General features: G+C 61.2%; 18 protein-coding genes and 1 pseudogene. 10 read left to right on the top strand and 9 right to left on the bottom strand.

Annotated features, from left to right (window positions below; translation table 11 throughout):
• Nucleotides 1-49 precede the first annotated feature (49 nt).
• From KUO17_RS18215 to KUO17_RS18235, 5 genes are all read right to left on the bottom strand, one after another.
• Nucleotides 50-4,897 (bottom strand): autotransporter domain-containing protein, encoded by a 4,848-nt coding sequence (locus tag KUO17_RS18215; protein ID WP_217976919.1) that lies wholly within the window; start codon nt 4,895-4,897, stop codon nt 50-52.
• Between the two features lie 493 nt (nt 4,898-5,390).
• Nucleotides 5,391-7,451: a TonB-dependent receptor gene (locus KUO17_RS18220; protein ID WP_217976920.1), complete on the bottom strand. Its 2,061-nt coding sequence runs from the start codon at nt 7,449-7,451 to the stop codon at nt 5,391-5,393.
• Nucleotides 7,452-7,720: 269 nt separating this feature from the next.
• Nucleotides 7,721-10,156 carry a TonB-dependent siderophore receptor gene (locus KUO17_RS18225; RefSeq protein WP_217976921.1) on the bottom strand — a complete coding sequence of 812 codons (2,436 nt, stop codon included), beginning with the start codon at nt 10,154-10,156 and terminating at the stop codon, nt 7,721-7,723.
• A gap of 90 nt (nt 10,157-10,246) precedes the next feature.
• Nucleotides 10,247-11,212 (bottom strand): FecR domain-containing protein, encoded by a 966-nt coding sequence (locus KUO17_RS18230; RefSeq protein WP_217976922.1) that lies wholly within the window; start codon nt 11,210-11,212, stop codon nt 10,247-10,249.
• Nucleotides 11,209-11,739 carry a sigma-70 family RNA polymerase sigma factor gene (locus KUO17_RS18235; RefSeq protein ID WP_217976923.1) on the bottom strand — a complete coding sequence of 177 codons (531 nt, stop codon included), beginning with the start codon at nt 11,737-11,739 and terminating at the stop codon, nt 11,209-11,211. Before KUO17_RS18235 ends, KUO17_RS18230 begins: the two co-directional genes overlap by 4 nt.
• A 308-nt stretch (nt 11,740-12,047) precedes the next feature.
• Between KUO17_RS18235 and KUO17_RS18240 the strand changes: the two genes are divergently transcribed.
• From KUO17_RS18240 to KUO17_RS18250, 3 genes are all read left to right on the top strand, one after another.
• Nucleotides 12,048-12,560 (top strand): sigma-70 family RNA polymerase sigma factor, encoded by a 513-nt coding sequence (locus KUO17_RS18240; protein WP_255263667.1) that lies wholly within the window; start codon nt 12,048-12,050, stop codon nt 12,558-12,560.
• Nucleotides 12,557-13,477, top strand: a complete 921-nt coding sequence (locus KUO17_RS18245; protein ID WP_217976925.1) for a FecR family protein — start codon at nt 12,557-12,559, stop codon at nt 13,475-13,477. Before KUO17_RS18240 ends, KUO17_RS18245 begins: the two co-directional genes overlap by 4 nt.
• An 88-nt stretch (nt 13,478-13,565) precedes the next feature.
• Nucleotides 13,566-15,986, top strand: coding sequence for a TonB-dependent siderophore receptor (locus KUO17_RS18250; RefSeq protein WP_217976926.1), 2,421 nt, complete (start codon nt 13,566-13,568; stop codon nt 15,984-15,986).
• A gap of 172 nt (nt 15,987-16,158) precedes the next feature.
• Here KUO17_RS18250 and KUO17_RS18255 read toward each other — a convergent pair whose 3' ends face one another.
• On the bottom strand, nt 16,159-17,409 hold the full coding sequence (locus KUO17_RS18255; protein ID WP_217976927.1) for an MFS transporter: 1,251 nt from the start codon (nt 17,407-17,409) through the stop codon (nt 16,159-16,161).
• Between the two features lie 102 nt (nt 17,410-17,511).
• Between KUO17_RS18255 and KUO17_RS18260 the strand changes: the two genes are divergently transcribed.
• Together KUO17_RS18260 and KUO17_RS18265 are read left to right on the top strand one after the other, a co-directional pair.
• The gene (locus KUO17_RS18260) at nt 17,512-18,480 is read left to right on the top strand and encodes an AraC family transcriptional regulator (protein ID WP_217976928.1); all 969 of its coding nucleotides are present in this window, start codon (nt 17,512-17,514) and stop codon (nt 18,478-18,480) included.
• A 110-nt stretch (nt 18,481-18,590) separates the two neighbouring features.
• On the top strand, nt 18,591-18,941 hold the full coding sequence (locus KUO17_RS18265) for a hypothetical protein (protein WP_217976929.1): 351 nt from the start codon (nt 18,591-18,593) through the stop codon (nt 18,939-18,941).
• Between the two features lie 97 nt (nt 18,942-19,038).
• On the opposite strand, the gene KUO17_RS18270 is transcribed toward KUO17_RS18265, so the two are convergent.
• Together KUO17_RS18270 and KUO17_RS18275 are read right to left on the bottom strand one after the other, a co-directional pair.
• Nucleotides 19,039-19,770: a carbon-nitrogen hydrolase family protein gene (locus tag KUO17_RS18270; RefSeq protein WP_217976930.1), complete on the bottom strand. Its 732-nt coding sequence runs from the start codon at nt 19,768-19,770 to the stop codon at nt 19,039-19,041.
• A gap of 289 nt (nt 19,771-20,059) precedes the next feature.
• Nucleotides 20,060-20,935 (bottom strand): LysR family transcriptional regulator, encoded by an 876-nt coding sequence (locus KUO17_RS18275; RefSeq protein ID WP_217976931.1) that lies wholly within the window; start codon nt 20,933-20,935, stop codon nt 20,060-20,062.
• A gap of 102 nt (nt 20,936-21,037) precedes the next feature.
• On the opposite strand from KUO17_RS18275, the gene KUO17_RS18280 reads away from it, so the two are divergent.
• From KUO17_RS18280 to KUO17_RS26755, 5 genes and pseudogenes are all read left to right on the top strand, one after another.
• Nucleotides 21,038-21,973 (top strand): NADP-dependent oxidoreductase, encoded by a 936-nt coding sequence (locus KUO17_RS18280; RefSeq protein ID WP_217976932.1) that lies wholly within the window; start codon nt 21,038-21,040, stop codon nt 21,971-21,973.
• Nucleotides 21,974-22,007: 34 nt separating this feature from the next.
• On the top strand, nt 22,008-22,877 hold the full coding sequence (locus tag KUO17_RS18285) for an NmrA/HSCARG family protein (RefSeq protein ID WP_217976933.1): 870 nt from the start codon (nt 22,008-22,010) through the stop codon (nt 22,875-22,877).
• Between the two features lie 216 nt (nt 22,878-23,093).
• Nucleotides 23,094-23,336 (top strand): hypothetical protein, encoded by a 243-nt coding sequence (locus tag KUO17_RS18290; RefSeq protein ID WP_217976934.1) that lies wholly within the window; start codon nt 23,094-23,096, stop codon nt 23,334-23,336.
• 181 nt (nt 23,337-23,517) lie between these two features.
• Complete coding sequence (locus KUO17_RS18295) at nt 23,518-23,838, top strand: type II toxin-antitoxin system RelE/ParE family toxin (protein WP_255263662.1); 321 nt, start codon at nt 23,518-23,520, stop codon at nt 23,836-23,838.
• A gap of 2 nt (nt 23,839-23,840) precedes the next feature.
• Nucleotides 23,841-24,164, top strand: a pseudogene (locus KUO17_RS26755) (addiction module antidote protein); the annotation flags it as partial.
• Between the two features lie 565 nt (nt 24,165-24,729).
• On the opposite strand, the gene KUO17_RS18305 reads toward KUO17_RS26755, so the two are convergent.
• Complete coding sequence (locus tag KUO17_RS18305) at nt 24,730-24,996, bottom strand: hypothetical protein (protein WP_217976936.1); 267 nt, start codon at nt 24,994-24,996, stop codon at nt 24,730-24,732.
• Nucleotides 24,997-25,094 lie beyond the last annotated feature (98 nt).

Genomic DNA, 25,094 nt, shown 5'->3' on the forward strand with positions numbered 1-25,094 from the left:
GGGCACTGCCATCGGCACGCACTCTTCTGCGTGCCGTCGGCAGCCCTGGTCAGAAGCCCAGGCTGAAGCTCGCTGTGACCGCATGGTCGCGGCTGTCGCTGGACAACTGGCCCGAGTAGCCCAGGCCCAGCTTGCCGGCCTTGCCGACGCTCACATCGAACCCTGCTTCCACCACCGCAGCATCCTTGGCGATCGGTACACCCTGGGTGCTGAAACCGGCGCCACCGTCGATGAAGCGCAGGTCGGCATCCGGCGTGGTGTCGCCGAAGGCATGGCGCCAGCCGAGGCTGCCGCGCGGGGTCACGGTGGTGCCGTTGTCCAGGGCGATGGCCTTGCCCATGCGCAGGCCGACAGTGCTGAAGGTCACGTCCTGCTTGGCACTCGCCTCCAGACGCCCTGCCCCGCCTTTTTCACGACCGTTGTCGCTGTCGTAGTTGACGTAGGCCAGCCCGGCGAACGGTTCCAGCGCCACGCCGGCCGCCTGGAAGGTGTAGCCCACTTCACCGAACACCTGTGCGGTCCCGGCCTTGTACTTGGCTTTGAGCTCGTCGCTGTAGCCACCCGCCGCCACATGGCGCTTGGTGTCGATGCTGTGCCAGCTGTAGCCGGCGCCCAGGCGTGCAGCCAGCGCGTCGGCCTGGTAGTTCAGGTACGTGGCCAGGTGGTAGCTGTCGACGGAGGCGTCCGAGTTGCGCTGCTTGGCGTCGATGCTGGTGTTGGTGTAGCCGGCGGCAATACCGGCGCGCCAGTCTTCGTTGAGGGCATTGTCGAAGCCGAGCATGAAGCCCGACAGGTCGCGGTCGACGCTGGCCGCGGCGTGCGTGGCGTCGTGGTTGCTCCAGCCTCCCACTGCAGTCATCCAGCCCACGCCCTGGCCCTGGCAGCCCGAACTGCTCTGCTGCGCGCTGCTTGGCGCCAGAACGCTGCGCGGGTCGCCATTGCCGCAGTCGGACTGGCGCATGCGGTCGTTGACGGTGTTGCGCAGGTAACGCGAATCCTCCAGCAACACGCTGGTGGTGCTGGCGTGAATCTCGCCCGACAGGCTGTCGAACGCGGCCACGGCTGCGGCACGGTCCAGGCTGGTGATTTCGCTGCGCAGGCTGGCCGGCGCGCTGGCCGAATCCAGTGCCGCCGCCACGCCGCGCTGGTTGCCGGTGAGGGCGACATCGCTGAAGGCCACGCCGTTGCGCGCCACCGACAGCGTCACGTCGTTGCTACCGTAGGTCAGTGAAGTGTCGAGGAACGCCAGCGGGCTGGCGGCGCTCACGTTGTCCTGGGCGAAGGTGCCGGTGATGCCGCCCGCTGCGCTGAGCAGGGTGTAAGTGGTGTCGCCGGTGTAAGGCGCCAGCGCCAGCACCTTGAGCCGCCCGGCCAGGCTGGCGCTGCCGCCCACGCTCAGTTGGCTGGAGGGCAGCGGCGTGAGCGCGATACTCAGGGTACCGTCGCTGGCGTTGGTGAAGTTGCCGGTCACGCTCAGGTTGCCGTTGGCGCCAGGCAGCACGCTGCCGTGGTTGACCAGGCTGGCGACACTGCCGGTACCGGTCAGGCCGGCGCCCTGGGCGACGACGACGTTGGCGTTGAGCACGTCGCCGACCGGAGCCAGTGACATGAGGCTGAAGGCCCGCGCAAACGAGGGTGGCGCAACCGGAGCCGTGACCGCGTTTTCGCCGATCTGCAGCACGCCTTCTTCGACGGTGAAGTCGCCGCTGAAGCCGTGGCTGCCGGTCAGCAGCAGCGTGCCAGCACCGCGTTTGAAGGCCGCGCCGGTGCCGCTGAGCGTACCGTTGAACTGCCCGTTGGCGGCTTGCTGGAAGACCAGGCTGGCGTTGTCGAGGATGTCGCCCTGCAGGCTGGCGGTGTCGCCCACCAGGGTGCCGCCGGTAATGGTGGTGCCACCGGTGTAGGTGTTCTGGCCGCTGAGTACCAGGGTGCCGGTGTCGAGCTTCTGGATACCGCCGCTGCCGACCAGCGGCGCGTCGATGAAGGCTGTCATGCCGGCGTCCACGCGCACGGCCGCCAGGCTGCCGTCGGCGGCGTTGATGGCGCTCAGGTTGTCGCCGCCTGCGCCGACGACCCGATAGCCATCGCTGAGGAACTGCATGCCCGAGAACGCACGCGCACCCTGCAGGGTGACCGTACCGCTCTGCCCGCCGAACACCGCGAACTGGTCAGCCCAGGCGTTGGTGTCGCTGCCGGTGGAGTTGGTCCAGTTGGTGGTCGCGCCCCACACGCCGCTGCCGCCGGCGATGCTGCCGTCGGCATTGGTCTTGCTGCCGTTCCAGAACGCCAGGTCGCCGCCTTTCTCACCCACCACCAGGTTGACCTGGTTGGCGATGCTGGTTTGTACCTGCAACTGCGACGAGACAGTGCCCGAGGGCAACGCGCCAATGTTCAGGCCGTTGTCGGTCAGCGCGCCGCCGTAGTTGAACAGGCGGTACACGCCCAGGCCGAAGCCCCCGGCATTGTTGATGTTGAGCTTGCCGTCCAGGGTCAGGTCGCCCAGCACGTTCACCATGCCTGGCGCACCGGTCACGGCGGCACCGAGCCAGGCATCCACGTTGGAGTCCTGGCTAAGGGTGAGCGAGCCGAGGGTCAGCACATTGCCGCTGCGCAGCTGCAGATGGCCGCCGTCGGCGATCGTGACCGAACCGCCCAGCGAGCCGCTGCCGGTGAGGGTAGCGCCATTGGCGACCGCAACGTTGGCGCTGGCCAAGCTACCGTCAACCTGCAGGGTACCGGCGTTCAGCGCAAGGTTGCCCAGGAAGGTGTTGACGCCACCCAACGTGAGGGTAGCGCCGCCATTCTTGATCAGCCCGCCAGCGCCGGTGATCTGCCCATCGAGGGTCAGGTCGTTGCTACCGGCAACCGTGACGTCACCCGCCAGGGTGATGTCGTTGATCACCGAGCGCGCTGCATCGCTGTCCAGCATGGTGCCTGCTGCGGCCGCCAGTACACCGCTGCCCAGGGCGCTGTCGTTGCCGATGATCAGCCGGCCGGCCTGCAGGTCAACGCCGCCGCTGAAGGCGTTGATGCCGCTCAGGGTCAGGTCGGAGCTACCGTGCTTCACCAGGGCGCCCGAGCCAATGATGCTACCGGACAGCGTGGTCGATTGGGTGCCAGGCAAGGTCAGGGTGTGAGTCGACAGGGCAATGTTGTTGTTCAGATCGACGCGGCTGGTTGCGTCCAATTGGGCGTCTCCGACGAGGCTCAGGGTGCCCATGCCCAGCGCAGAGTTGTTGCCGACGGCGAGGGTGCCACCGCCCAAGGTGATACCGCCAATGAAGGCATTGGCGCTATTGAGGGTCAGCGTGCGGTTGCCCGTGGTGACCAGGCGGCCACTGCCGAACAGCACGCCGTTCAGCGTGAGGTCGTTGTTGCCACTGAGGGTGAGGGCACCATTGAGGTTCAGGTTGTTGCTCAGGGTTTCGCTGGAGGACGTCTCGAGCGTGGTACCGCCCTCGGCAGTGATCGTGCCAAAGCCGAGTGCGTTGGCATTACCCAGGGTCACCTTGCCGGCGTTGAGGTTGAAGCCGCCAGTGAAGGAATTGGCACCGTTCAGCGTCAGGTCGCCCGAACCGTTCTTGCTCAGACTGCCGGTACCCGTTACCCCACCGCTCAGGGTCAGCGCGCTGCTGCCGTCCAGGGTCAACCCGGCATCGAGCTGAATCGCGTTGGCGAGCGTCATCGCCCCGACGTTTTCCAGTGTGGCGTCGGCGCCGACGGTCAGCGCGCCGCTGCCCAACGCAGCAGCGTTGCTCAATTGCAGGCGCCCGCCCGAGAGCACGGTGCTGGCGTGAGTGTTCGCCGTATCGAGTCGCAGGGTGCCGTTGCCGGTCTTGGTCAGCACGCCGGGCCCCGTCACCCCGCCGGTCAAGGCCAGGCTATTGTCGCCCAATACCGTCAGCCCCCCCACACCGATGGAGATGCTGTTGGCCAGGTTCAGGCCGGAAACCGCCGCCTGCAGGTTACCGCCGTTGCCGGTGATCACACCGCTGCCAAAGGCTCCGCTGTTGTTGAACCGCAGGACGCCGCCGTTGAGCGAGGTGGTGCTGGCGGCGCCCAGCATGGGACCGAGCAAGGTCCAGGTACCGCTGTGCACTATGAGGTTGCTGAAGTTGATGAACGTGTCGCTGGACACCGTGCCGCTGCCGGCCGTTCCGGTGCCATTGCCTGTCGCTGAATTCTTCAGCACCAGGTTGTTGCTGCCGCCAACGCCGCCGTCGACGATGCCCGTTGCAGCGAAGGTCAGCAAAGGCTGGCCGGTGACCGACTGCTGCCCGGCCTGACCGTCACCTTTGAGCACTGATGATCCGGTGACCGCATTGAACGTGTTGGCCCCGCCGCCGCTGCCCATGGACACACTGCCCGTCAAGGCACCGGCGTTGGTGAAGGTGTTACCTCGTGCCGAGCCTTGCAGCGCGACGCGACCGATGATGGTACCGGAGATGCCGTTGGTCAGTTTGACCTCGCCGCCGCCGGTGACCGCAATCACCGGGATATCGGACGCTGCAATTGGATAACCGAGTATCGCTTCCCCGTCGAGGGTCCCGTTGTTGTTGATAGTGGTGGTACCGCCGGCGCCGTTATGCACGTTCAGTGCAACGCCGGTCACGCTAGCCAGCGGCTCGTTGAAGTCTGAAAGCGCGGACGCCCCCCTGAGGATGCCGTTGTTGGTGACATTCACAATGCTGGTGTTGGTGTTGCCAATGCGCACGCCCGAGGTCTGAAACGCCAGCCCGATCAGCAACGTAGGGTCGACCCTGCCGTTGTTGATGAACGTCGTGTGGTTGCCGGTGAGTGTGACCACGCTGCCCGTGTTGACGACCGCTGGCTCAATCATCGCCCCGCTGGCGATGGTGACCTGCAGGTTGTTGATCGCCGAAGTGATCCCGAGCATTGACCCGGAACACGTCACGGAGGCACCTGCCGAAAATGCTGGGGAGCAGGCCGCTTGTACTACGGGGCTGACCAGACTCGCCGTGGCCAGGCTGATCGCCAGGGGTAAGGGGGCGAAGCAGACAACCAGAGTATTGGCGAGTTTCTTGTTGCGCATGGTCATTCCTTTTCACATGTTCGGGGCAGCGGGGCTAGGCAGATCAGACAGGTCAAGCGCGTAGTCGAAGCGTCGGGCACGTCAATACACACACAAACAAGGTGGCGTTTTACATCAAAATGACATCACGGAGTAGGTGTTGTCCTACGAAAAAATGCGACAACGGCCAGGGGTGACGTCACGCGCCGCATTAGCAAAATGCCACCACAGCTATTATGAAGAAACGGACTGGAACGCCGCGCTGTCATAACGTGCCAGATCGCTGTCTTCGACAGAAAGAGGAGACTTGCGGGGTACAGGTGCGCGCCGCAAGCGAGGCTGCGGCGCGTGTGGAGGGTTACAGGTCGTAGCGCAGTGCCACGCCGAAGGTGCGCGGGGCACCAGCGTCGATGATGTCGTCGGCGCGGTTGTTGGTGAGGTACTGCTTGTCGAAAGCGTTTTTCACGAACCCGGAAACGGCAATACTGCGGGTAAGCTTGTACTCGGCATTGAAGTTGGCCAGCCAGTAATTGTCGCTGCGGCGCTCCCCTGTCACCTGGCCGGCGGCGTCGAACAGGTACTCGGACGGCGTGGTGCTCTGGTAGACCAGGTCGGTGTTAAGGGTCAGGCGCTCGTCCCAGCGGTAGGTGGCGCCTAGCGAAAACTTGTAGCGTGGCGCGTAGAGGAAGTCCTGGCCCCCCATGTCGCGGCCGTCACCGGTGACGAAGTCCTTGTACTTGCCCACCGTGATCGCACCGCCAGCGTTCAAGGTCAGTTGCTCGCCGAGGTCTTTTTCGACGAACACTTCCAGGCCCTTGATATCGCTACTGCCGGCATTGAACACGTGGGCAAAGTCGGTCGTGCGGTCCAGCACACTGACCTGCTGGTCTTTCCAGTCGGTGTAGTACAGGTTGGCGCGGGTGCGCAGGGTCTGGTCGAAGAACGAACCACGGTACGACAACTCGTAGTTAGTGGTGTACTCGGGGTCATAGGCTTCGTGCCCGCCACCGGCGCGCATGTTCACGCCCCCGCCGCGGTAGCCCTTTTGCACCATGAAGCCAAGGTACTGTCCTTCGGCCAGCTGATAATCGATGCCGAGCTTGGGCAGCACAGCGTCGAACGACTTGCTGATATCCGCGGGGCTGGAGAAATCGTCGATGTCGATGTCGGTGTCGTTGCTCTCGTGGTCGTAGCGCAGGCCGGTGATCAGCGTCCATTGCGGGGCGAAGGTCCAGTTGACCTCGCCGAACACCGCCTTGTTCTCGATGCGGGTATCGCCCTTGGCAGTGCCGGCCAGCACGTTGTCGAACAACAGCCGGTCGTGAAATTCATTGGTGTTGTGGCCGTAATACACGCCCATGAAGCTCTTCACGGTGTCGGAGGCGTAGTTCAGGCGCAACTCCTGGCTGAACAGGTTGCCTTCCTGCGTGCGCAGCACCACCCGGTTGCGGTCGGCCGACTGGTCGAAGTCCAGGCGGGCGTCGTAATCGGAGCCGGTGTTGGCCGTGAGGCTGGTGATCGACCAGGCGTCGTCAAGGCGGTAATCGACCTTGGCGCTGACGGTGTCCTGGTCGAGCTTGTCGAACGCCCGGGTGTTGGAGGTCATCTTGTAGTAACGCGGCCGACCGTTGTCGCGCATGATCGTGTTGTCGCCCTTGCGGCTTTCGCCGTGGGCATAGGTCAACAGCACATCGAGGTCTTCGTTGGGCAGTACCAGCAGCTTGGCGCGGGCATTGCTGGTGCGGCCGGGGTTGGCGTCGTCATGCAGGAAGGTGTTGTCGATGTAACCGTCGCCTTCCTGATAGTCCACGGCGATACGGCCGGCGACCTTGTTGTCGATGATCGCGCCGCCGCCGGCCACGGCCGCGCCGCGCTCGCCGTAACTGCCTGCGTTGGTCTGGGCGGAGAACGTGGGGTCAAAGGTCGGATTGCGGGTCTGTATCACCACCGCGCCGGCCAGCGAGTTGCGCCCCTGGGTGGTGGACTGTGGCCCCATGAACACTTCGACCTGCTCGGCATCCCACAGCGGCATGGGGCTCAGGGTCAGGGAGCGATTGGGCTGCACGGCACCGTCGACGAACACCGACACGGCACCGTTGAGGGTGGCTGGGCCCTGGTCGTCGAAGCCGGAGACCGGCACGCCGCGAATGCCCCAGTTCTCGTTGCCTGCCTGGCTGTAGACACCTGGCGTGCGAGCGAACACATCGACCAGGTTGCTGTCGGCTTTTTCGCGCAATTGCCGTTCGGTCATGACCACCACGCTGGACTGGGTCTGCTCCAGCGTGCGGTTGATCTTCTCGCCAGTCACCGTGATGGGCGAAAGCTCCATCGTGGCGGCTGGCTCGGTGGCCCCTGCACCATTGGCCAGGCAGAAGGCCGACCCCACAGCCAGCGCAATCGCATTTTTCCTGAAGTCCACGCCCCGCTCCCCTACGACAGATTATTGGTTTTTTTGTAACGCCTGGAACACTGCGCATCGCGCAGTTGCGGGAGTCTAATTGAAGCGAAATGCTTTTGTTAACAATTATCATTTGTGACTATTGTGCCAATACCAGGGACAGGGCAAGTCGCCCATAGCCCTGTGGCTCCCTGCTCGTGGTCCGAATGAAATCCCCAGGGCCCGCACCTCCCCCACGTTTGGATCTGCTACAGAGCGGGCCACTGTAGGGTTTCGCGGGCCCGCCTCAGTCAGAACTTCGCCCGCAACGCCACATTGAAATTGCGCGGCTCACCGTAGAAATTCCAGTAATTGGTATTTCCCAAGGTCTGGTAATACTGCTTGTCGAACACGTTATCCAGGTTGTACTGCAACTCCAGGTTGCGGCTGATCTCGTAGATGACGTGCAGATTGGTCAGGTGGTAGGCATCCTGCCGGATCTTGTAATCCTTGCCGACCTCGGTCTGGGTCATCTTGCTCTGGGCGTAGAAGCTGCCACCTACACGCAGTTGGTTGAGCGTACCTGGCAGGCGGTAGTCGGTTGCCACCTTGAACAAATGGCGTGGCGAGGCGCCATTGAAGTCTTCGCCTTTCTGCTCGCCACCGATGTACCTGGACTGGGTGTAGGTGTACCCCGCCGATACGTTCCAGTTCGCCAGTACCTCACCGGTCAGCTCCAGCTCGATACCTTTGTTGCGCACTTTGTCGGACGCCCGGTAGCAAGCCCAGGTCTGCGCACAGGTCACTCGCTCGGCACGGCCGGTCTGGTCCGCCTGGAACAGCGCGATAGCGGTTTGCAGGCGCTTATCGAGGAACTCTCCCTTCAAGCCGATCTCGTAGTTGCTGCCTGTCATCGGCAAAAGCGTTGTGCCATCCACACCCTGCGCGCTCTGCGGCTTGAAGATTTCGGTGTAGCTGGCGTAGGCCGACCAGTTTTCGTTCAGGTCCTGCACCAGGCCCGCATAAGGTGTGACTTCGCCACTCTTGGAGAAGTGCTTATGGTCTGTGGGTTCACGCACGCCATTGGTGTCATCCAGCGAATCGTGGCTGTACCAGCTCAGGCGGCTGCCGAGAATGAACGTGGTGCTGTCGGTGAGACTGAACCGGCTGGCCACATACACGCCCTTTTGCTCCTGGGTGCGGTTGTATTGCCATTGGTTGACATTGAGGGCGGTCGGTGTGGGTGGGTCAAACGCTGCCAGGTTGTTCATGTCGACGATGTAGCGGTAGCTAGCATCGCGCCCGCCATGGTAGTCGAAGTCGTCCTTGTTCCAGTTGCCACCCACAATCAGCTCATGCTGGCGGCCCAGCAGCTGGAACGGGCCCGTGAAGTAGCCATCGATGCTGGTCTGGGTGTCATCGAAGCGAAAGTGGCGCGGATTGAGGGTGAACAGGTCGGTGCCACCGCCCGGGTAGGTGTAGTTACCCAGGAAATCCGACTTTGCCCACATCTGGTTGACTGCCACCACGCCCTTCCAGCCGTTGGCAAACGTGTGCTGGAGGTCGGCGAACAGGGTGGTATTGCGCTTGTCCAGGTGGTTCCAGTCACCGGTCAGCGAGGTAGAGCGCGACATCGGGTAGAACGCGCCGCTCTCCTTGCTGGGCAGGCCCGACCAGTCATAACCGGAGTTGCGTTCCTTCTGGTAGGTAAAACCGACAGTGGCCACGGTCGACTCATCCAGGTCGGCCTCGATGATGCCGTAGAACAGCTGGTTTTCTTTCTGGGCCGTGTCCAGGTAGCTGTTGGCATTGTTGTAGGTAATGACCGAGCGGCCGCGCAGGGTGCCGGCTTCGTTCAGCGGCGCCGACAGGTCGAGCATGGTCTTGTAGTCGTCCCAGGAGCCGACCGAGGTTTCGATCAATGCCTGAGGCTCGGCCGTAGGCCGCTTTCGGACCAGGTTGATCGAGGCCGACGGGTTACCCGCACCTTCCATCAGGCCGGTGGCGCCCCGCACCACTTCTACGCGGTCGTAGATGTCGGTGTTGGGCTTGGAAATGGTGTCCATCGAGTACGGGTTGCCGATGTTGGTCGGCACGCCATCGATCTGCAGGTTTTCGACCGTCTGCCCGCGGGCCTGGTACAGCGAGCGCTCGCTGCCGTTCTTGATGATGGTGACGCCGGTGGCATTACGCATGACATCGTCGAGGTTTTGCATGTTCTGGTCATCCATGCGCTGGCGGGTGACCACGGTGACCGACTGCGGCGTTTCGCGCAGGCTCATCGGCAGTTTGGTGGCGGTGGACGAACGCCCCGTCGCATAGGCACCGGTGCCCTCGGTCAAGTCGCCCAATCCCTGACTGAAGATGGTGGTGCTGCCCAGGGTCACGGCACTGGCAGCGTTTTCAACTTGACGCACCAGCTGGAATTCCCGCTCGCCGGTACCCACCGCCTCCACGCCGCTGCCCGCCAGCATCTGCGCCAGCGCCTGCTCGACACCGGTGGCGTGCACCACCTGGCTCTGCTTATTGGCGGTGAGCATGGCATCACCGCCAATCAACAACCCGGCCTGGTTGGCCAGCAGGTTCAGTTGCCGTGCCAGCGGCCCGGCCGGAATGTCGAACATCGCGCGTTGCACTGCTGCGCCGTTGCTTTCGGCCTGGGTGGTGGCAGCGTGACTGCCAAGGGCAAGGAGGATGGCCAAAGCCAGCGGATGACGGCGCGAAAAAGCAGGATCGCGAAGCAGCATGAAAGGGTCCTTCCGGAAGTAGGATGAAGTAGCGTCATCCCACCAAGCGCATGAGCCTCGCAAAACCAGAAAAAGAATGTTGAAAATTTTTCAGCGCGCCTCGATGGAGACCCACCAAGGCAAGGTGCGCACGACCCGAATGGGTAACGCACGCTCGAGCATGGCCAAGGCGCGGTCGGTGTCCAGCAGCGGGAAGGTACCCACCACACGCACGTTGCTCAGCACAGGGTCGATGCCCAGGTGGCCGTGACGGTAGTCGCGCAGAACGTCGACTACCTGGCCCAACGGCATGTCCTCCGCCACCAGCACGCCACGGCTCCAATCCTTGCGCAGAGCCTGCGCATCTGTTGATGCGCCTGCCTGTTTCGCATCGAACACCAGCATCTGCCCGGCGCCCAGCGTAGTGTGCACACCACTGCCGGAGCAGGTTGCCTGCACCGAGCCTGCAAACACACTCAAGGTCGTTGCCGGCCCCTGATCCCGTACGCTGAACCGCGTGCCGAGTGGCCGCATCCGCCCTGCCCGCGTCTCGACGAACAGTGGTCGTGAGTCCTTGCCGGTCTCGATCAGGATTTCGCCGCGGTACAGACGCAGTTGCCGCACGCCTTCATCGAACTGCACATCCAGTGCCGTCCCGCCGTTCAGCCACAACTGGCTGCCATCGGCCAGTGTAAGCGGCCGCACGTCCCCCAGGCCGGTGCGATAAGTGGCGAACCAGGCGCGTGGCGAGTCCACCCAACCGCGTTGCCAGCCGCCCCACCCCAACACGCCAGCCGCGCCCGCCACGCAAAGGCTGCCGAGCACGGCACGACGCGATTGCCGGTGACTGCGAGCGGTGTCGAACACCTGCCGGGCCTGTTCTGCCTGGCCATCGAGGTTACCGAAGCGCTGGTTGATGTTCTCCACATAGGACCACGCCAGGCGATGCCGCGCATCCTCGGTCAGCCAGGCCTGCCATTGCGCCTGTGTTGCGGCGTCATGCCCTGCCGCGTGCAGCCGCGCGAACCACCCTGCCGCCGCTTGCAGCACGCCATGGTCGAGTTGCCTCCGGCTCATGCCAGCGAATCATCCAGTTCGGCTTCCAGCAACAGGCACTGGTACATCGCCTGAGCCAGGTAGCTGTTCACACTGCGCTCGCTCACGCCCAACTGCTCAGCGATCTCGCGTTGCTTCATGCCCTGCAGTTGCGCCATGGAAAACGCGTCGGCCACGCGCTTGGGCATGCGTTCGAACATCGCCTGCAGTTGTTCCAGTGTTTCGAGGATGACCGCCTGCTGCTCCAGCGAGGGTGCACGTTGCTCGGGCTGGGCGGCCAACACGTCCAGATAAGCCTGCTCCACCCGCCGCCGCCGCCAGAAGTCGACACACGCATTGCGCGACATGCGCCCCAGATACGCGCGGGCATGCTCGTGGTCATTGAACGCCCGGGGTTTGGTCAGCAACCGCACGAACACATCCTGCGCCAACTCCGCAGCATCGTGGGCATTGCCGAGCTTGCGCTGCAGCCACTGGCGGATCCAGCCGTGGTGGGCGCGGTAGAGGTTCTCCAGGTCGGAGCCAGCAGTGCCGGGAGAAGCGGTCATGGGAACAGCGCCTAGGTTGCTAATGCGAATAATTAGCAATTCTAGCGTTGATGCGGATTTCGGGCAATTGGCCAAGTCGCAGGCCACGTGCATGGCCGTTTTCGGCCAATAGCTGCCTGTCATGAGCGTCCACAATCAACAGAAGACCGCAAACGTCGTTGGCTAATTGGCTTCTTCGGCAAATACGCCATGGCGCTCAAGAACGTTAAAAATAATTCTCAGTTGGTAACTGTTCCTATTTGATTGCGAATTCTTTATCCTGCCGCAGCCACCAATTTCGTGTGGCGTGCACGGATGTTGCGGTGGCAATGAACTGGAATCGAATCGACCTGCGCTGGGCCTATACAGACTTGCTGTTGAGTCTGGGCCGCCGTACAGGTTGCATTCAGCTGGCTCAGGATGTGCTGCACGACGCTTTTATCCGCTATCTGCTGGCTGACCGGCAGACGCGCATCGAGCAGCCCAATGCGTACTTGAGGCGGGTTGCCCAGTCCGTCTTGATTGACCACTTTCGCCAAACCGGTCGTTTCTGCTCGCTGGACGAGCCGGAAGGTCTGGCTATTGCCAATGATTCGCTGGGCGAACACTTCACACCTTCGCCTGAACATCTGCTGGATATGCGTCAGCGCCTGGAAGCGCTGCAACGCATCATCGATTTTCTGCCGCCGCGTTGCCGCGAGGTGTTCTGGCTGGCGCGCATCGAGGGGCATAAGCAGTTGGACATCGCACGTATCCTGGGGATCAGCCTGAGTGCGGTGGAGCGTCATCTGATCCGTGCATTGCTGGATCTGCGTAGCGCCAAGGAGATGCTCACGCCATGAGTTCAGTGCGCGAGCAAGCGGCCAGTTGGTTTACCCGGCTGATGCATGTCCCCCCAGACCATCCCGATCACGAGCAGTTGCGTCTATGGCTTTCGGCCAACCCGCTACATGCGCGCGAGTACCAGGCGTTTTGTGAGTTGTGGGGCGACTTTTCATCTACAGCCAACACGCAGGCGTTGGCGCAAGCGCTGGAACGACGCCATGGCCGTCGTACGTTCATGCGCGGTGGCGTGCTTGGGTTGGCGGGGTTGTTGGCCGTTGGGCTGATATGGCGGTATCGCCAACCACTGGAGTTTGAAGCGCAATATGCCACTGCTATCGGCGAGCGTCACCACGTCAGCCTTCCTGATGGCAGCGAGCTTTACCTGGCAGCTGATACCCGCCTGCACGTACGTTTTGATCAGGGCCAGCGTCAGGTCTACCTGTTGCAGGGGCAGGCCATTTTCGATGTTGCCCATGAGGCAAGCCGTGCGTTCCAGGTGGAGGGTGGCTTGGCTCAGGTAACCGTACTGGGCACGCGGTTTGTGGTGGAGCGCGACAAGCTCGAACTGCGCGTCAGTGTGGCGCGTGGCGCGGTGCGGGTGGAAAACGATAAAGGCAGTCTGGTACTGGCGGCCGGCGACGTCAGCAGCAGTAACAGCCACACAGCGCCACAGCGGCTTGGTGTTGCCGCCGACAATGCTTTTGCGTTCGAACAAGGGCGCTTGGTACTGGAGCAGGCCGGGCTGGAGGAAGTTGCCAAAAGCCTGTCGCGCTACCGGCGCCAACCCGTGCGCGTCTTACCGGGAAAAGGCAAACCAACGATCAATGCCGTGGTGCAGTTGGACAACGTTGAAGGCTTCATCCAGGCCTTGCCATCCATTGCGCCGATCGAGGTCAGCAACAGCAGCGGTGTCACCTATTTGCGTGGTCTTTGAGCCGTTGATAATTATTTTCCTTGGCGCACGTCAGGGTTTTGTTGCGGTGGCCCGTCAGTAGGTAACTCCACCTCAGATGAGACCTTCCATGTCGTCCCTGAACGTTCTCAAACCTCTTGCTCTGGCCGTTGCGCTGAGCGTTTCCAGCCCAGCCTGGGCTGCGCCGATTGATCTCGACCTGCCAAGCCAACCTTTGGCCACATCGTTGCGTCAGTTGGCTGAAGCGGCGCACCTGACATTGGCGGTAGACCACAGCATTGTCCCTGAGCGCCTGGCGCCAGCTGTGCGCGGCCAACTGGAATCTACCGCTGCGCTTGCCCAATTGCTCCAAGGAAGTGGCCTTACCTACAGCCAACAAGGCAATACGCTGGTGATTTCGCGCCTGCAAAGTGGCGCGCTGGAATTGGGTGCCACCGACATCAATGCTGCGGCATTGTCTGCCACTACCGAGGGTAGCGGCTCATACACAACCGGCGGTGTCACCATCGGTAAGGGGCAGCATTCGCTGCGTGAAACCCCGCAGTCGGTGACTGTTCTGACGCGCCAGCTCCTGGATGACCTGAACCTCAACACTATAGAAGAGGTGATGAAAAAGACGCCCGGCATCACCGTGTATGACTCGCCGATGGGCGGCAAGTATTTCTACTCCCGTGGCTTCCAGATGATGGGCCAGTACCAGTACGACGGCGTGCCGCTGGATATGGGCAACAATTACGTGCAGGCCGACAGCTTTAGTAGCGACATGGCCTTCTACGACCGCGTTGAAGTACAGCGTGGCGCCGCCGGTATGATGAAAGGCTCGGGAGGCACCGTGGGTGCGGTGAACTTTGTGCGTAAGCGCGGCACCACCACGCCGCACACCGAAATTACCTTGTCAGCCGGTAGCTGGGATAACTACCGGGGCCAGGTCGATACCGGCGGCCCGTTGAATGACAGCGGCACGTTGCGTGGTCGGGCCGTGGCAGCCCAGCAAGATCGCCAATATTTTTACGACCAGGCTGAGCGCCAGGATCAGGTGTTTTACGGGGCTCTGGATTACGACCTGACACCAACCACCACCCTGGGTCTGGGCGTAGCCTATGAAGATATTGACGCCAACCCCTGCTGGCATGGTCTGCCACGCTATAACGATGGCAGCGATCCGAAGCTCAGCCGTTCCACCTGCCTGGGCGCAGCCTGGAACGATTGGCAAAGCCACCGAACCACGGTGTTCACCGACCTGAAACATCAGTTCAATGATGACTGGGCATTGAAGGTCGCAGGTGTGTACAGCAAGAACACGCAAGACATGAAGTATGCGTTCTCTGAAGGCACCATCACCCCCGGAACGACACCCGCTATGCGCATGTACTCGGGCTTGTTCGACTATGACCAGGTGGATTACGGCTTCGATGCTTATGTCGACGGTCACTTCGATGCGTTCGGCCAACAACATGAACTTACTGTGGGTGCCAATGCCAGCCGTTCGCGCAAGGACGACAGCTACCTACTGACCATGCTGCCGCAGAGGCAGAACCCCTTTGCGCCCAACGCCCATATTCCTGAGCCAGCGGACAGCGACTACGCGTCGAACTCATACAGTGGTGGGCCGGTGGATTCCACCACCAAGCAATACGGTGCCTATTCCACCCTTCGTTTGAAATTAGCCGACCCGTTGACACTGGTGCTGGGCAGCCGGGTGAGTTGGTACAAGTCCGAAAGTGACTCCTACACCGTTGCCTGGGATTACCCCGAGCACAGCAAAAGCACTGAAACCGGCGAAGTTACTCCGTTCGCTGGCCTACTCTACGATCTCAGCGACAACCTCACCGCATATGCCAGCTACTCCGGTATCTTCACCCCACAAGGGCAGTTCCGGGCCGAAGGCGGCAGCTCGCTGAAACCCATGGTTGGCGACTCGTACGAGCTCGGCATCAAAGGGGAATGGCTGCAGGGCCGGCTCAACACATCCTTCAACCTGTTCCGCACCATTCAGAAAGATCAGGCGCAGACAGACTACAGCTCCAGTTGTGCATCGCCAGATGGCTACTGCTACGTCAACGCTGGCAAGGTGCGCGCACAAGGCTTCGAAACAGAGATCAGCGGTGAGGTCATCGACCGTCTGCAAATTCTGGCCGGCTACACCTATACCCAGACCAAAACCTTGGACAACATCAATGCAGCTAGCGAAGGCGCAGTGTTCAACAGTTATGTGCCGCGCCATCTGATGCGGGTGTGGGGAGATTATGAGCTGAGTGGGCTGCTTGAGCGCTTCAGCGCAGGTGCAGGGGTTGAAGCGCAAAGCGATAACTACCGCCTGAACAACACCGGAACCATCAAAAGTACGCAGTCGGGCTACGCCATATGGAATGGCCGTATCGGGTACCGAATCGACGACACTTGGTCACTGGCACTCAATGGCAATAACCTTTTCGACCGTCGTTACTACCAAAGCATCGGTAGGGAGAGCTTCGGTAACTATTACGGCGAGCCGCGTAATTTCATGCTGACGGTAAAGGCAGATTTGTAGCGCAGGACTTAAGGCAGCAATCGACCCAAAGCGGCCGCATGACCGTTCCTGATTGAAATGCGAATCCAGGCGTCCATGGCTGTGGCAGTTCAGAAAATCCCGCCCATGCTACCGGTGCTGCAGCATGGGTTAAGCCGTTTGGAAGCGGATCGGCGCCGCTTGGAGAGCCAGATCATAAGTGGAGTGCCGACCCGTTCAGCACAGCGCCATCTACCGAAGGAACTCGCACACGCAGTGCAATCAGCAACGCGGCCAGCAGCATCAGCACGGCCGCCGCCACGAATACGCCTGCGCTGCCACCGAGGCTGAACATTGCCCCACCCGCGGCTGCGCCTGTGGCGATGGCCGACTGTACAGACGCTACCACCATGCCCCCGGCGCTTTCCGCCTGGTCAGGGACCGCGTTGGCGACCCAGTTCGACCACGCCACCGGCACACCCCCAAAGGCCAGGCCCCAGACCGCCAGCAGTACGGCCTGCCCTGGCACCGACGCCGGCAACAGGACCAGCGCCAGTGCCGCAACGCCCACCAGCGCGGGCATCAATACCAGGGTGGCCAACGGGTGACGAGTAAGCATCCACCCGGCCACCAATGTGCCGACAAAGTTCGCCACACCAAAACCCAGCAACATCAGCGACAGCCCCTGCGGGCCAATGCCGGTCGTACCTTCGAGGAATGGCCGAATATACGTGAACATCGCGAAGTGGCCGCTGTGCACCAGCACACAACCGAACATCCCCATAGCAATGCCTGGGCGCTGCAGCACTTCAAGCACCGTGCGCAGGCGTGCCGGCCGACGCGGCGCAAGGCTCGGCAGCGTAAGTGACTGGAACGCCAGGGTCACCACCCCCACCGCCGCCGCTGCAAAGAACGCGCTGCGCCACCCATATAGCCCGCCCAGATAACTACCCAGCGGGACCGCAACCACCGTCCCGATGGCGATGCCGCTGAAAATGATCGAGAGCGCGCGCGGCAACAAAGCCCCCGGCACCAAGCGCATCGCCACCGCCGCCGCCATGCTCCAAAACCCGCCAAGCGCGATGCCCAGCAAGATACGCATCAACAACAGCACCGCGAAACTGGAGGAAACGGCGACCAACAGATTGGAAGCGATCATCAACGTGGAAAAACCCAGCAACACCCAGCGCCGATCGATACTGCGAGTCAGGCCTGGCACCAACAGGCCGGCGAACAGCGCCACCACGGCTGTCACCGTTACCGCTTGGCCAGCCAGCGCTTCGGATACCCCCAGTTCGGTCGCCATCGGCGTCAACAGGCTGGCCGGAAGGTACTCAGCGGTCAGCAAGCCAAACACGCCCATGGCCAACGAGAATACGGCCATCCACGCGGGGGTTGCAGGTTCTGCATCCGGCCCGGCGCCGGGGTGGCTGTCGGGTACGGCATTGCAAACAAGGTCAGTCATTGCACGGATCTCCAATCTTCAAATGCGACCCGTAGTCTAGGCGCGAGAATTCGGATGATCTATGATCAAAAAACTCAAACTTTTGACCAAAACGCCTGAATAATGCCGACAGACGAATTTGCCCTCTCTTCCGATCTCATCAATGAGCTGTTGCGCGGCATGCGCCTGCGCGGTGTCGACTACCGGCGTATCCAGGCGGGCCCGGCCTTCGGCTTGGGCTTCGCTGCCAAACCCGGGCATGCCTGGTTCCACTTCCTGGCGGTCGGCAACGCGGTGCTGCGTATGGAAGACGGGACAACCTATGCGCTGTCCGCCGGTAACGCCGTCTTCATCTCCCATGGCGCGGCCCATCAATTGCTCTCGCATACGCACGTGCCTGTGCAGGACATCGACCTTCTGGGCGGCGAGCCTCTGGGCGACACCGTCAGCGCGGTGACCACCGGAACCGATGCCGGCCCCCTGCCGACTACGCTTTTGTTCAGTGGGTGCATGGAATTCGAATTGGGCAGCCTCCATGGCCTTGGCAAGCTGATGCCGGGCCTGATGCTGATTGATGCCGGCGGCCAGCGTTACCCCGGGCTGGTGCCTATTCTCACCACCATGGAGCGCGAGGTCAGCGCCGCACGCGTCGGTTTCGCCGGCATCCTGGCGCGATTGGCCGACGTGGTCGCTGCCATGGTCGTTCGAGGTTGGGTCGAGTGCGCCTGTGGCAACGCCTCCGGCCTGGTTGCCGCCCTGCGCGATCCGCGGCTGGCAGGTGCACTTCTGGCACTGCATCAACAACCGGGCCGCGCCTGGACCGTCGAGCAGTTGGCGGAGCAATGCAATACGTCCCGCTCGGTCTTTGCGCAGCGTTTTCAATTGACGATTGGCATGACCCCGCTGCGCTACGTCACCGAAGTGCGAATGCGGCTTGCCAGCCAGTGGCTGACGCTGGAAAGGGTGCCGATTGAAGAGGTCGCGCAGCGTTTGGGCTATACGTCCCAGGCCGCGTTCAGCCGGGCGTTCAAGCGTGTTACGGGCAAGACGCCTGGGTTGAGTCGCAGGTTGAGACAGCCGGCTGCCACCTGACGCTGAGTGGCATTAGGGGATGGGCCATACTGACGATGGAGTGTTATACGACATTCATCCACAGATTATGCGACAGTACAGGTCGCTTACTTAATACTTGGGAGTAAGGATTGAAACGCCACATTCTCGCACTGCTAGTGTCTGTTTCGTCACTCACCGCTGCAGCCAATGACACGGTGACAATGCCAGGCCCAGCCATTTACTCGTGCACACAATGGAGCGACTCAGCCGGAACTTCATTAAGGCTACCACTCGCCATGTGGCTATTGGGTTTTGCCAGTGGTAGCAACATACGCACAGCGCCAAATAACCTTCAGGCAGAAATCTATGATAACGATCAGGCACTTGCATTTGCCGACAGCTACTGCAAAAGCAATCCTGATCACCACATGAGCCAGTTAGCACTGGCATTAGTAGAGAAATTTGGCGGCCCTGAAGCCAAGCATGAGTGGTCGGAGTAATTCCTGATAGTTACGTCAAATCGTTCACTGCACCAGTTACGCTTTCGCCCCAAAGCTGCCGGTCATTTTGGAAGCGACGGTGAGCCTGCGCGGGCTTTCAGACCAGGCTGAAAATGCTCGCTTCTCCAGACGTTACATCGTACGCAACTAATGCCTCTTGAAAGGCGTTGGCGCTGCAAACGAGTTCACCGTGACTGTTCCAGATGGCAGAACAACCTGCTGCTACAAAGTCGTCGGCGCTGCCTATACAGTTCGCCATCATCACCGTCATGGAATGCTTTTCAGCAATCATCGGATAATGACTGTTTGCCGATGCAATACCCCTCTCAGACTTGGCCACGCTTGCCAGATACACCTGAGCGCCTGACTCTGCCGCTTGTGCGGCGTGGCTTGGTTGCAGTGACTCGTAGCAAATGGCGGGGGCAAGGACAAAATTTGCCTGACTCAGCACAAGCTTCTCGGTGCCCGGCGTGAAAAAAGGTAATTCGTCGAAATGTAGATGCTGTTTTGAATAGCTGGTGCGCTCCAGGCCGGGCTGGAAGATGATCATGCTGATCTCGGTGCCTTTGGCTCCCTTTGTTGGCGCGCCAACAGCGATGGTCATCCCATATAGCTCGCTTAATCTCTGGAACTCATCAAAACGGCCGTCACTCGGATGCACCGCCAGGACCTCAGCCCGGCTCGGTTCGTAACCGGTGAGGGAAAGCTCGGGAAAAAGCACGAGATCGGCGCCATGGCTGGCAGCCAGGTGGATGACATCAATGTGTCTGGTGATGTTTTTCTCATATTCCCCGGGTACAGGGAGGATCTGCGCAGCGATTAGCTTCATTTCCCGTCTCGCTTCCATGTGTAGGGTTAGCTTGGAGAGTGACTGAACGGGTGTTCAGCCTCTGATTAAAAGTCAATGCATGCTGCACGGACGTTGCCAGTTTGGAAAGTGCGTACGGAGGCGTTTGCACGAACGCTAATGGCCGCTCCTGACCGAAAGAGGTCACTCGCGGTCGGCAGCTATCGACCCATCGCTGCCCGTCGTAAAGCGCAGAGACCGGCCAACAGCGGACGTTCGCGAATGCCTGTCACGCCATAGCGCAGGCACAAGAATCAGGCGTCACTACGCTCTATCCCCTCAGAACAAGAGACATGTCTGAAAATTTTTCACACACGAAGTCGACGAATGCGCGAACCTTTGGCGCCGCGAGCCGCCTGGAGGTGTGCAACACCCAAAGCGCTGGCTCCCCACCTGACACCGTGCCCCACTCTACCAATTCACCGCGCGCGAGCTGACCCCAGGCGATGGACTGGGGGACAAGGGCTGCGCCGCCACCTGCGATCGCTGCATCGCGGACCATCAACAGCGAAGAAAACTGCATTTTCGGGGTCGGTTCCAAGACCAGCTGCCCGTCATCAAGACTCCAGTGCGTGGGCTGGAAAGTCGACGTCACGATAGCGGGAACGGATCTGATCGCACCGGGCAACGGCCTGGGTACTTCAGGCGCCGCCACCACGATCAGCCGGTCCTTGGCGAAACACCGTCCGACCAGGCTGCTGTCCGGGCGTGGGTTGATTCGAATGGCAACGTCAAATTGCTCATCCACCAGATCCACCATGCGATCTTCCGACACGACCTCGATGAAAACCTGCGGATAGGCCGCACAGAACTCGGCGCCGATACGCCCCATCGCGAGCTGCGAGAACAGAACGGGGGCAGCGACTCGAAGACGTCCACGCGGCGTTGAAACGCCTTCACGTGCGGCGGTCATGGCTTCTGTCACTTCGCTCAGTGGCCCTTCTGCTCGAGACATCAGTAGCTCACCTGCCTCGGTGAGCTTCAAGCCCCGCGCGCTGCGCTCGACCAGCCTGACGCCCAGTTGTTCTTCAAGGTCGCAGATTCGTCGCGACAAGGTGGCTTTGGAAACACCGCTCGCACGGCTTGCCTTTCCCAACCCGGAATGGGTGGCGACGAGAATGAAATCGATCAGCGCGTTGATATTCATGGTGTTCCATATTTGAAACGAGGTGTATGGATTTTGTGGTCTTCGTTTTGCAAGTGCAACGGAATACTTTCATGTCATCGGGACATGACATGAGGAACGCCAATGAACACCCCCCAACGCGCTGTGCTGATCCGTGCCTATGGCGGTGCAGACGCCGCACAGGTTGCCGAGATCGAGAAGCCTGCCCCCGGGCAAGGCCAGGTTCTGGTTCGGGTTAGAGCAGTTGGCGTGAACGGCATCGACTGGAAGGTTCGTGAAGGTCATGTGCGCAATGTCTTCGCCCTTCCATTGCCCATCGTGCTCGGCGCCGAGATGGCCGGAGTGATCGATGCGGTGGGCCCCGGAGCCTCTCGCTTCAGTGTGGGCGAGCGTGTCATGGGGGCCATGGGCGGGCTGGGCGCATACGCAGAATGTGTGACCGTCAGCGAAGCCAGTCTTTCCCCCACGCCTGAGGCCCTGGACGACGTGCAGGCAGCTGCCATGCCTGTAGCAGCCGTTGCAGCCTGGAACAGTCTTCATCACGCAGGGCCGATTGTTGCAGGCCAACGCGTCCTGATTCATGGCGCAGCAGGTGCGTTAGGTGCCTATGCCGTGCAGTTTGCCAGGCAGGCGGGCGCCGAGGTCTTCGCAACGGCGGGTACTGCCGACCTGGATTACGTGCGCAGCCTCGGCGCCGACGAGGTCTTTGACTACCAATCTCAACGCTTCGAAAACCTCGTCTGCAACATTGACCTGGTGCTCGACTACGTCGGCGGCGAGGTACTGGACCGCTCATGGGAAGTGTTGGCGAAGGACGGCGTGGTGGTCGGCACCTCATCACCCGACATCATCGCCCGAACCCCCGCGAATCGCCGAAGCCTGTGGTTCATGAACAAACCTGATCCCCAATTGCTGGAGAGGCTGGCCAGGTCAGTCGCCAATGGCACGCTCCAGTCTAGGGTCGGCGGCGTCGTTGGCTTCTCGGATATCCCTAGCGCAATCGAACGCAACCGCACCGTTGCCGGTACAGGCAAAGTCGTTGCGGACTTCACTCGTTGATCCCCCCAAAAAATCCCCTGCAGGAGTTTCAAACATGAGCATTCTGGTTATTGGCGCCACGGGCACCATCGGTTCACTGATCACGCAAGGCCTTGCTGGCGCGGGTGCCGACGTCAAAGCGCTGGTGCGCCAAGCGGGCAAGCGGGAATTCCCGGCGGGCGTCACTGAAGTTGTCGCAGACCTCACTGACGTAGCGTCGATGCGCACAGCGCTTTCGTCGGTGCGCACGCTATTTCTGCTCAATGCCGTGACGCCTGATGAGGTCACCCAGGCCCTCATCACCCTGAACCTGGCGCGCGAGGCGGGTATCGAGCGCATCGTCTACCTGTCGGTGATTCATGCCGACAAATTCACCAATGTCCCGCACTTCACGGGCAAGCACACGGTTGAACGCATGATCGAGAGCCTCGACATGCCTGCCACTGTCCTGCGCCCGGCCTATTTCATGCAAAACGACCGCATGGTCCAACAGACTATTGAAAACCACTCGGTATACCCGATGCCGATCGGCGCGGCAGGCGTATCGATGATTGACGCGCGTGATATCGCTGATGTCGCGGTTGCAGAGCTGCTGCGACGCGACAAAGCACCCTCTGCGCAGGGCCGGCTAACGCTGGAACTGGTTGGGCCGCACGCGCTCACCGGTGCGGGCGTGGCGAAAATCTGGAGTGCTGCTCTGGGGCGTGAGATTGCCTACGGGGGGGATGACGTAGCTGCTTTTGAAGGGCAGCTGGCTTCGTATGGCCCCAGCTGGCTGGCTTATGACATGCGCCTGATGATGGCGGGTATCCAGACCTTCGGCATGCACTCAACTCAAGGCACGGTAGAAAAGCTTCAGACCCTCATCGGACACCCGCTGCGCACCTACGAAGACTTCGTGCGCGAGGCTGTTGCAGAGGTTTAAGCCGCCAACACGAGCAGGCAGCGGCACCCTGAACGATGGGTTGGCTGGCTGCTCGGTGCTCAGTACACGACCCTGCACGGGGTCGTCTCGCGGGGCCGCCTGCGGGAGCTACATGTTGGCGACGTGATCGTCAGCATCCAGGCGCAGGTCCATGGTGGGATTGGCCCGCAGCGCCCTTTCGAATCCCTGATCATCAAAACCTGAGTGGAGCTGCACATGCCCGAAATTACCCAAACGGTCATCGTGGTGGCGCTGGCTTTTCTGCTTGATCGGTTTCTCAGGTCATACCTGCTGCGCAAATGGCTAGGAGTGACACTGGTGGTAGCCGGCGCAATCGGCTGCGTTGCAGTGAGCCACGTCCAGTTGCTGGGCGTGGACATGGGGTTGATGTCTGTACTTGCGGTGCCCGTGGGCGCGGGATTGTTCGTGACCAGGCGCAGGTTTGTGGCGGTTGGTTGAAGGTTTTGTAGACAACATCATGTGGTGAACCGAGCGCTTTTGCGCAGCAACGTCCGAAAGAGCTTGGCCAAGCTCACGGTTACGCGCTCGGCGGCCTCCCTTTCCAACGTCAAGGCCGCCCCAACCTTCGCGCGGCAGGCGCGCATCGACACAGCTGTAGCCCCTAGGCTACTCTTAACGCATGACCGAAAACAATAAACCCATGTACGCAATCGATACCACGCCAGAATTCACTGGTTGGCTGGCCGGGATCAAGGACGTCCAGGGAAAAGCAGCCGTAACCGTCAGGATGTTGCGGGCACAAAACGGTAACTTTGGTGATACAGAGCCCGTCGGCGACGGTCTGAGTGAAATGCGCGTTTTCGTGGGTCCTGGCTACCGGGTGTACTACGTCCGATCAGGCCAGACCAGCTACCTGATGCTTTACGGTAGCGATAAGACGGATCAAAAACGGGGTATCAAACGCGCCAAAGAAATTCTAGACGCACTGCGAGGTGCATGATTATGAGTAACCAAAACAAACCCGAAGACATGCCCATTCTCAACCTGAATCTGGGCAATACAAGCCGCTTCGAGGCCTCCCGCTTCCTGGACACGCCCGAAACTATCAGTGCGTTCCTCGCCGAAGCGATGAAAGAGCACGACCCCGAAGTCATGATGCAGGCGATCGCCGAAGTGGCCAAAGCCCAAGGCGTGAACAGGCTGGCGCAGAACGCCGGGGTGAACCGTGAGAGCCTTTACAAAGCACTGAAGGGCGGAACCCACGTTCGCTACGACACAGTGATGCGCCTCATGCTCGCTGTTGGAGTCGAACTAACTGTGAAACCATCACAAGCGCCTCGACCGGATGACCTTGTTGATGCAGAGGCCTACGAACACCTCTGCCGCAGCGCAAATCTGCGCACACGCAAAGGGCTGGTGAAACTACGATCAGGCTTGCGCCCTGCAGCCGCGAAAGCTGCTGCTAAGCCAGTTGCGAAACCAGCTGCGAAACCAGCAGCGAAAGCGCCTGCGAAACCCGCCGTAAAACCGGCTGCAAAGCCAGCTGCTAGGCCCGCAGCGAAAGCTCCAGTGAAACCTGCAGTGAAACCCTCGGACGTTCGCACCAGCGCCTAATCACGCCAGATCTAGCCCGGCCAGGCTGGACGTGATGCGCGCGGCGATCTCCCCCATGGTAGTAGCTTCAGTGATCGGGAGGCATTGCACTGCACGTAGGTGACGCACCGTGCACACGGTATCGAACAAGCCAGGCAACGGGATGCCTTCGTGCTGCACCTCGCCTATTCCGACGATATGCCCTTTGCCGTTGTATTCCTTCTTGTAGGGGATACGACTGCCATGGTCGAGCAGCTCGGGCAGTAGGCGTCGGTAAAACTGACCCGGCCGTCCTTGATCACCTCTTTTGCGTGCACTTGTTGTAAATCCGCTCCTTGTAGCACTTAGAGAAGTTCTTGCCGCAGGACCGAACCACGTTCGCCACGCCTATCTCTTCCGCTCGCTTGGCGAACTGGGCGCCCGTGCCGTGGGCATCGACCACGACGGTGCAGTTCGAGAGCCGGGCGGTGTAGTCGACGATCAGGCGCGCCGCTGGCGCCCAGTTCATGCCGCTGCTGAAAATCGGGATGGCCACGCTCTCGATCCGACGCAGCTCTGCGTCCATCCGAACACCACGATAAGAGCGCGCGTCCGCTTTGGGTCGTAAGCGGCCTTCCACCAAAGGCCGCATACAACCAGAATCTCTAGGGATGCTCCGATCAA

This window comes from Pseudomonas aegrilactucae (assembly GCF_019168305.1).
In the GTDB taxonomy this organism is placed as follows: Bacteria; Pseudomonadota; Gammaproteobacteria; order Pseudomonadales; family Pseudomonadaceae; genus Aquipseudomonas; species Aquipseudomonas aegrilactucae.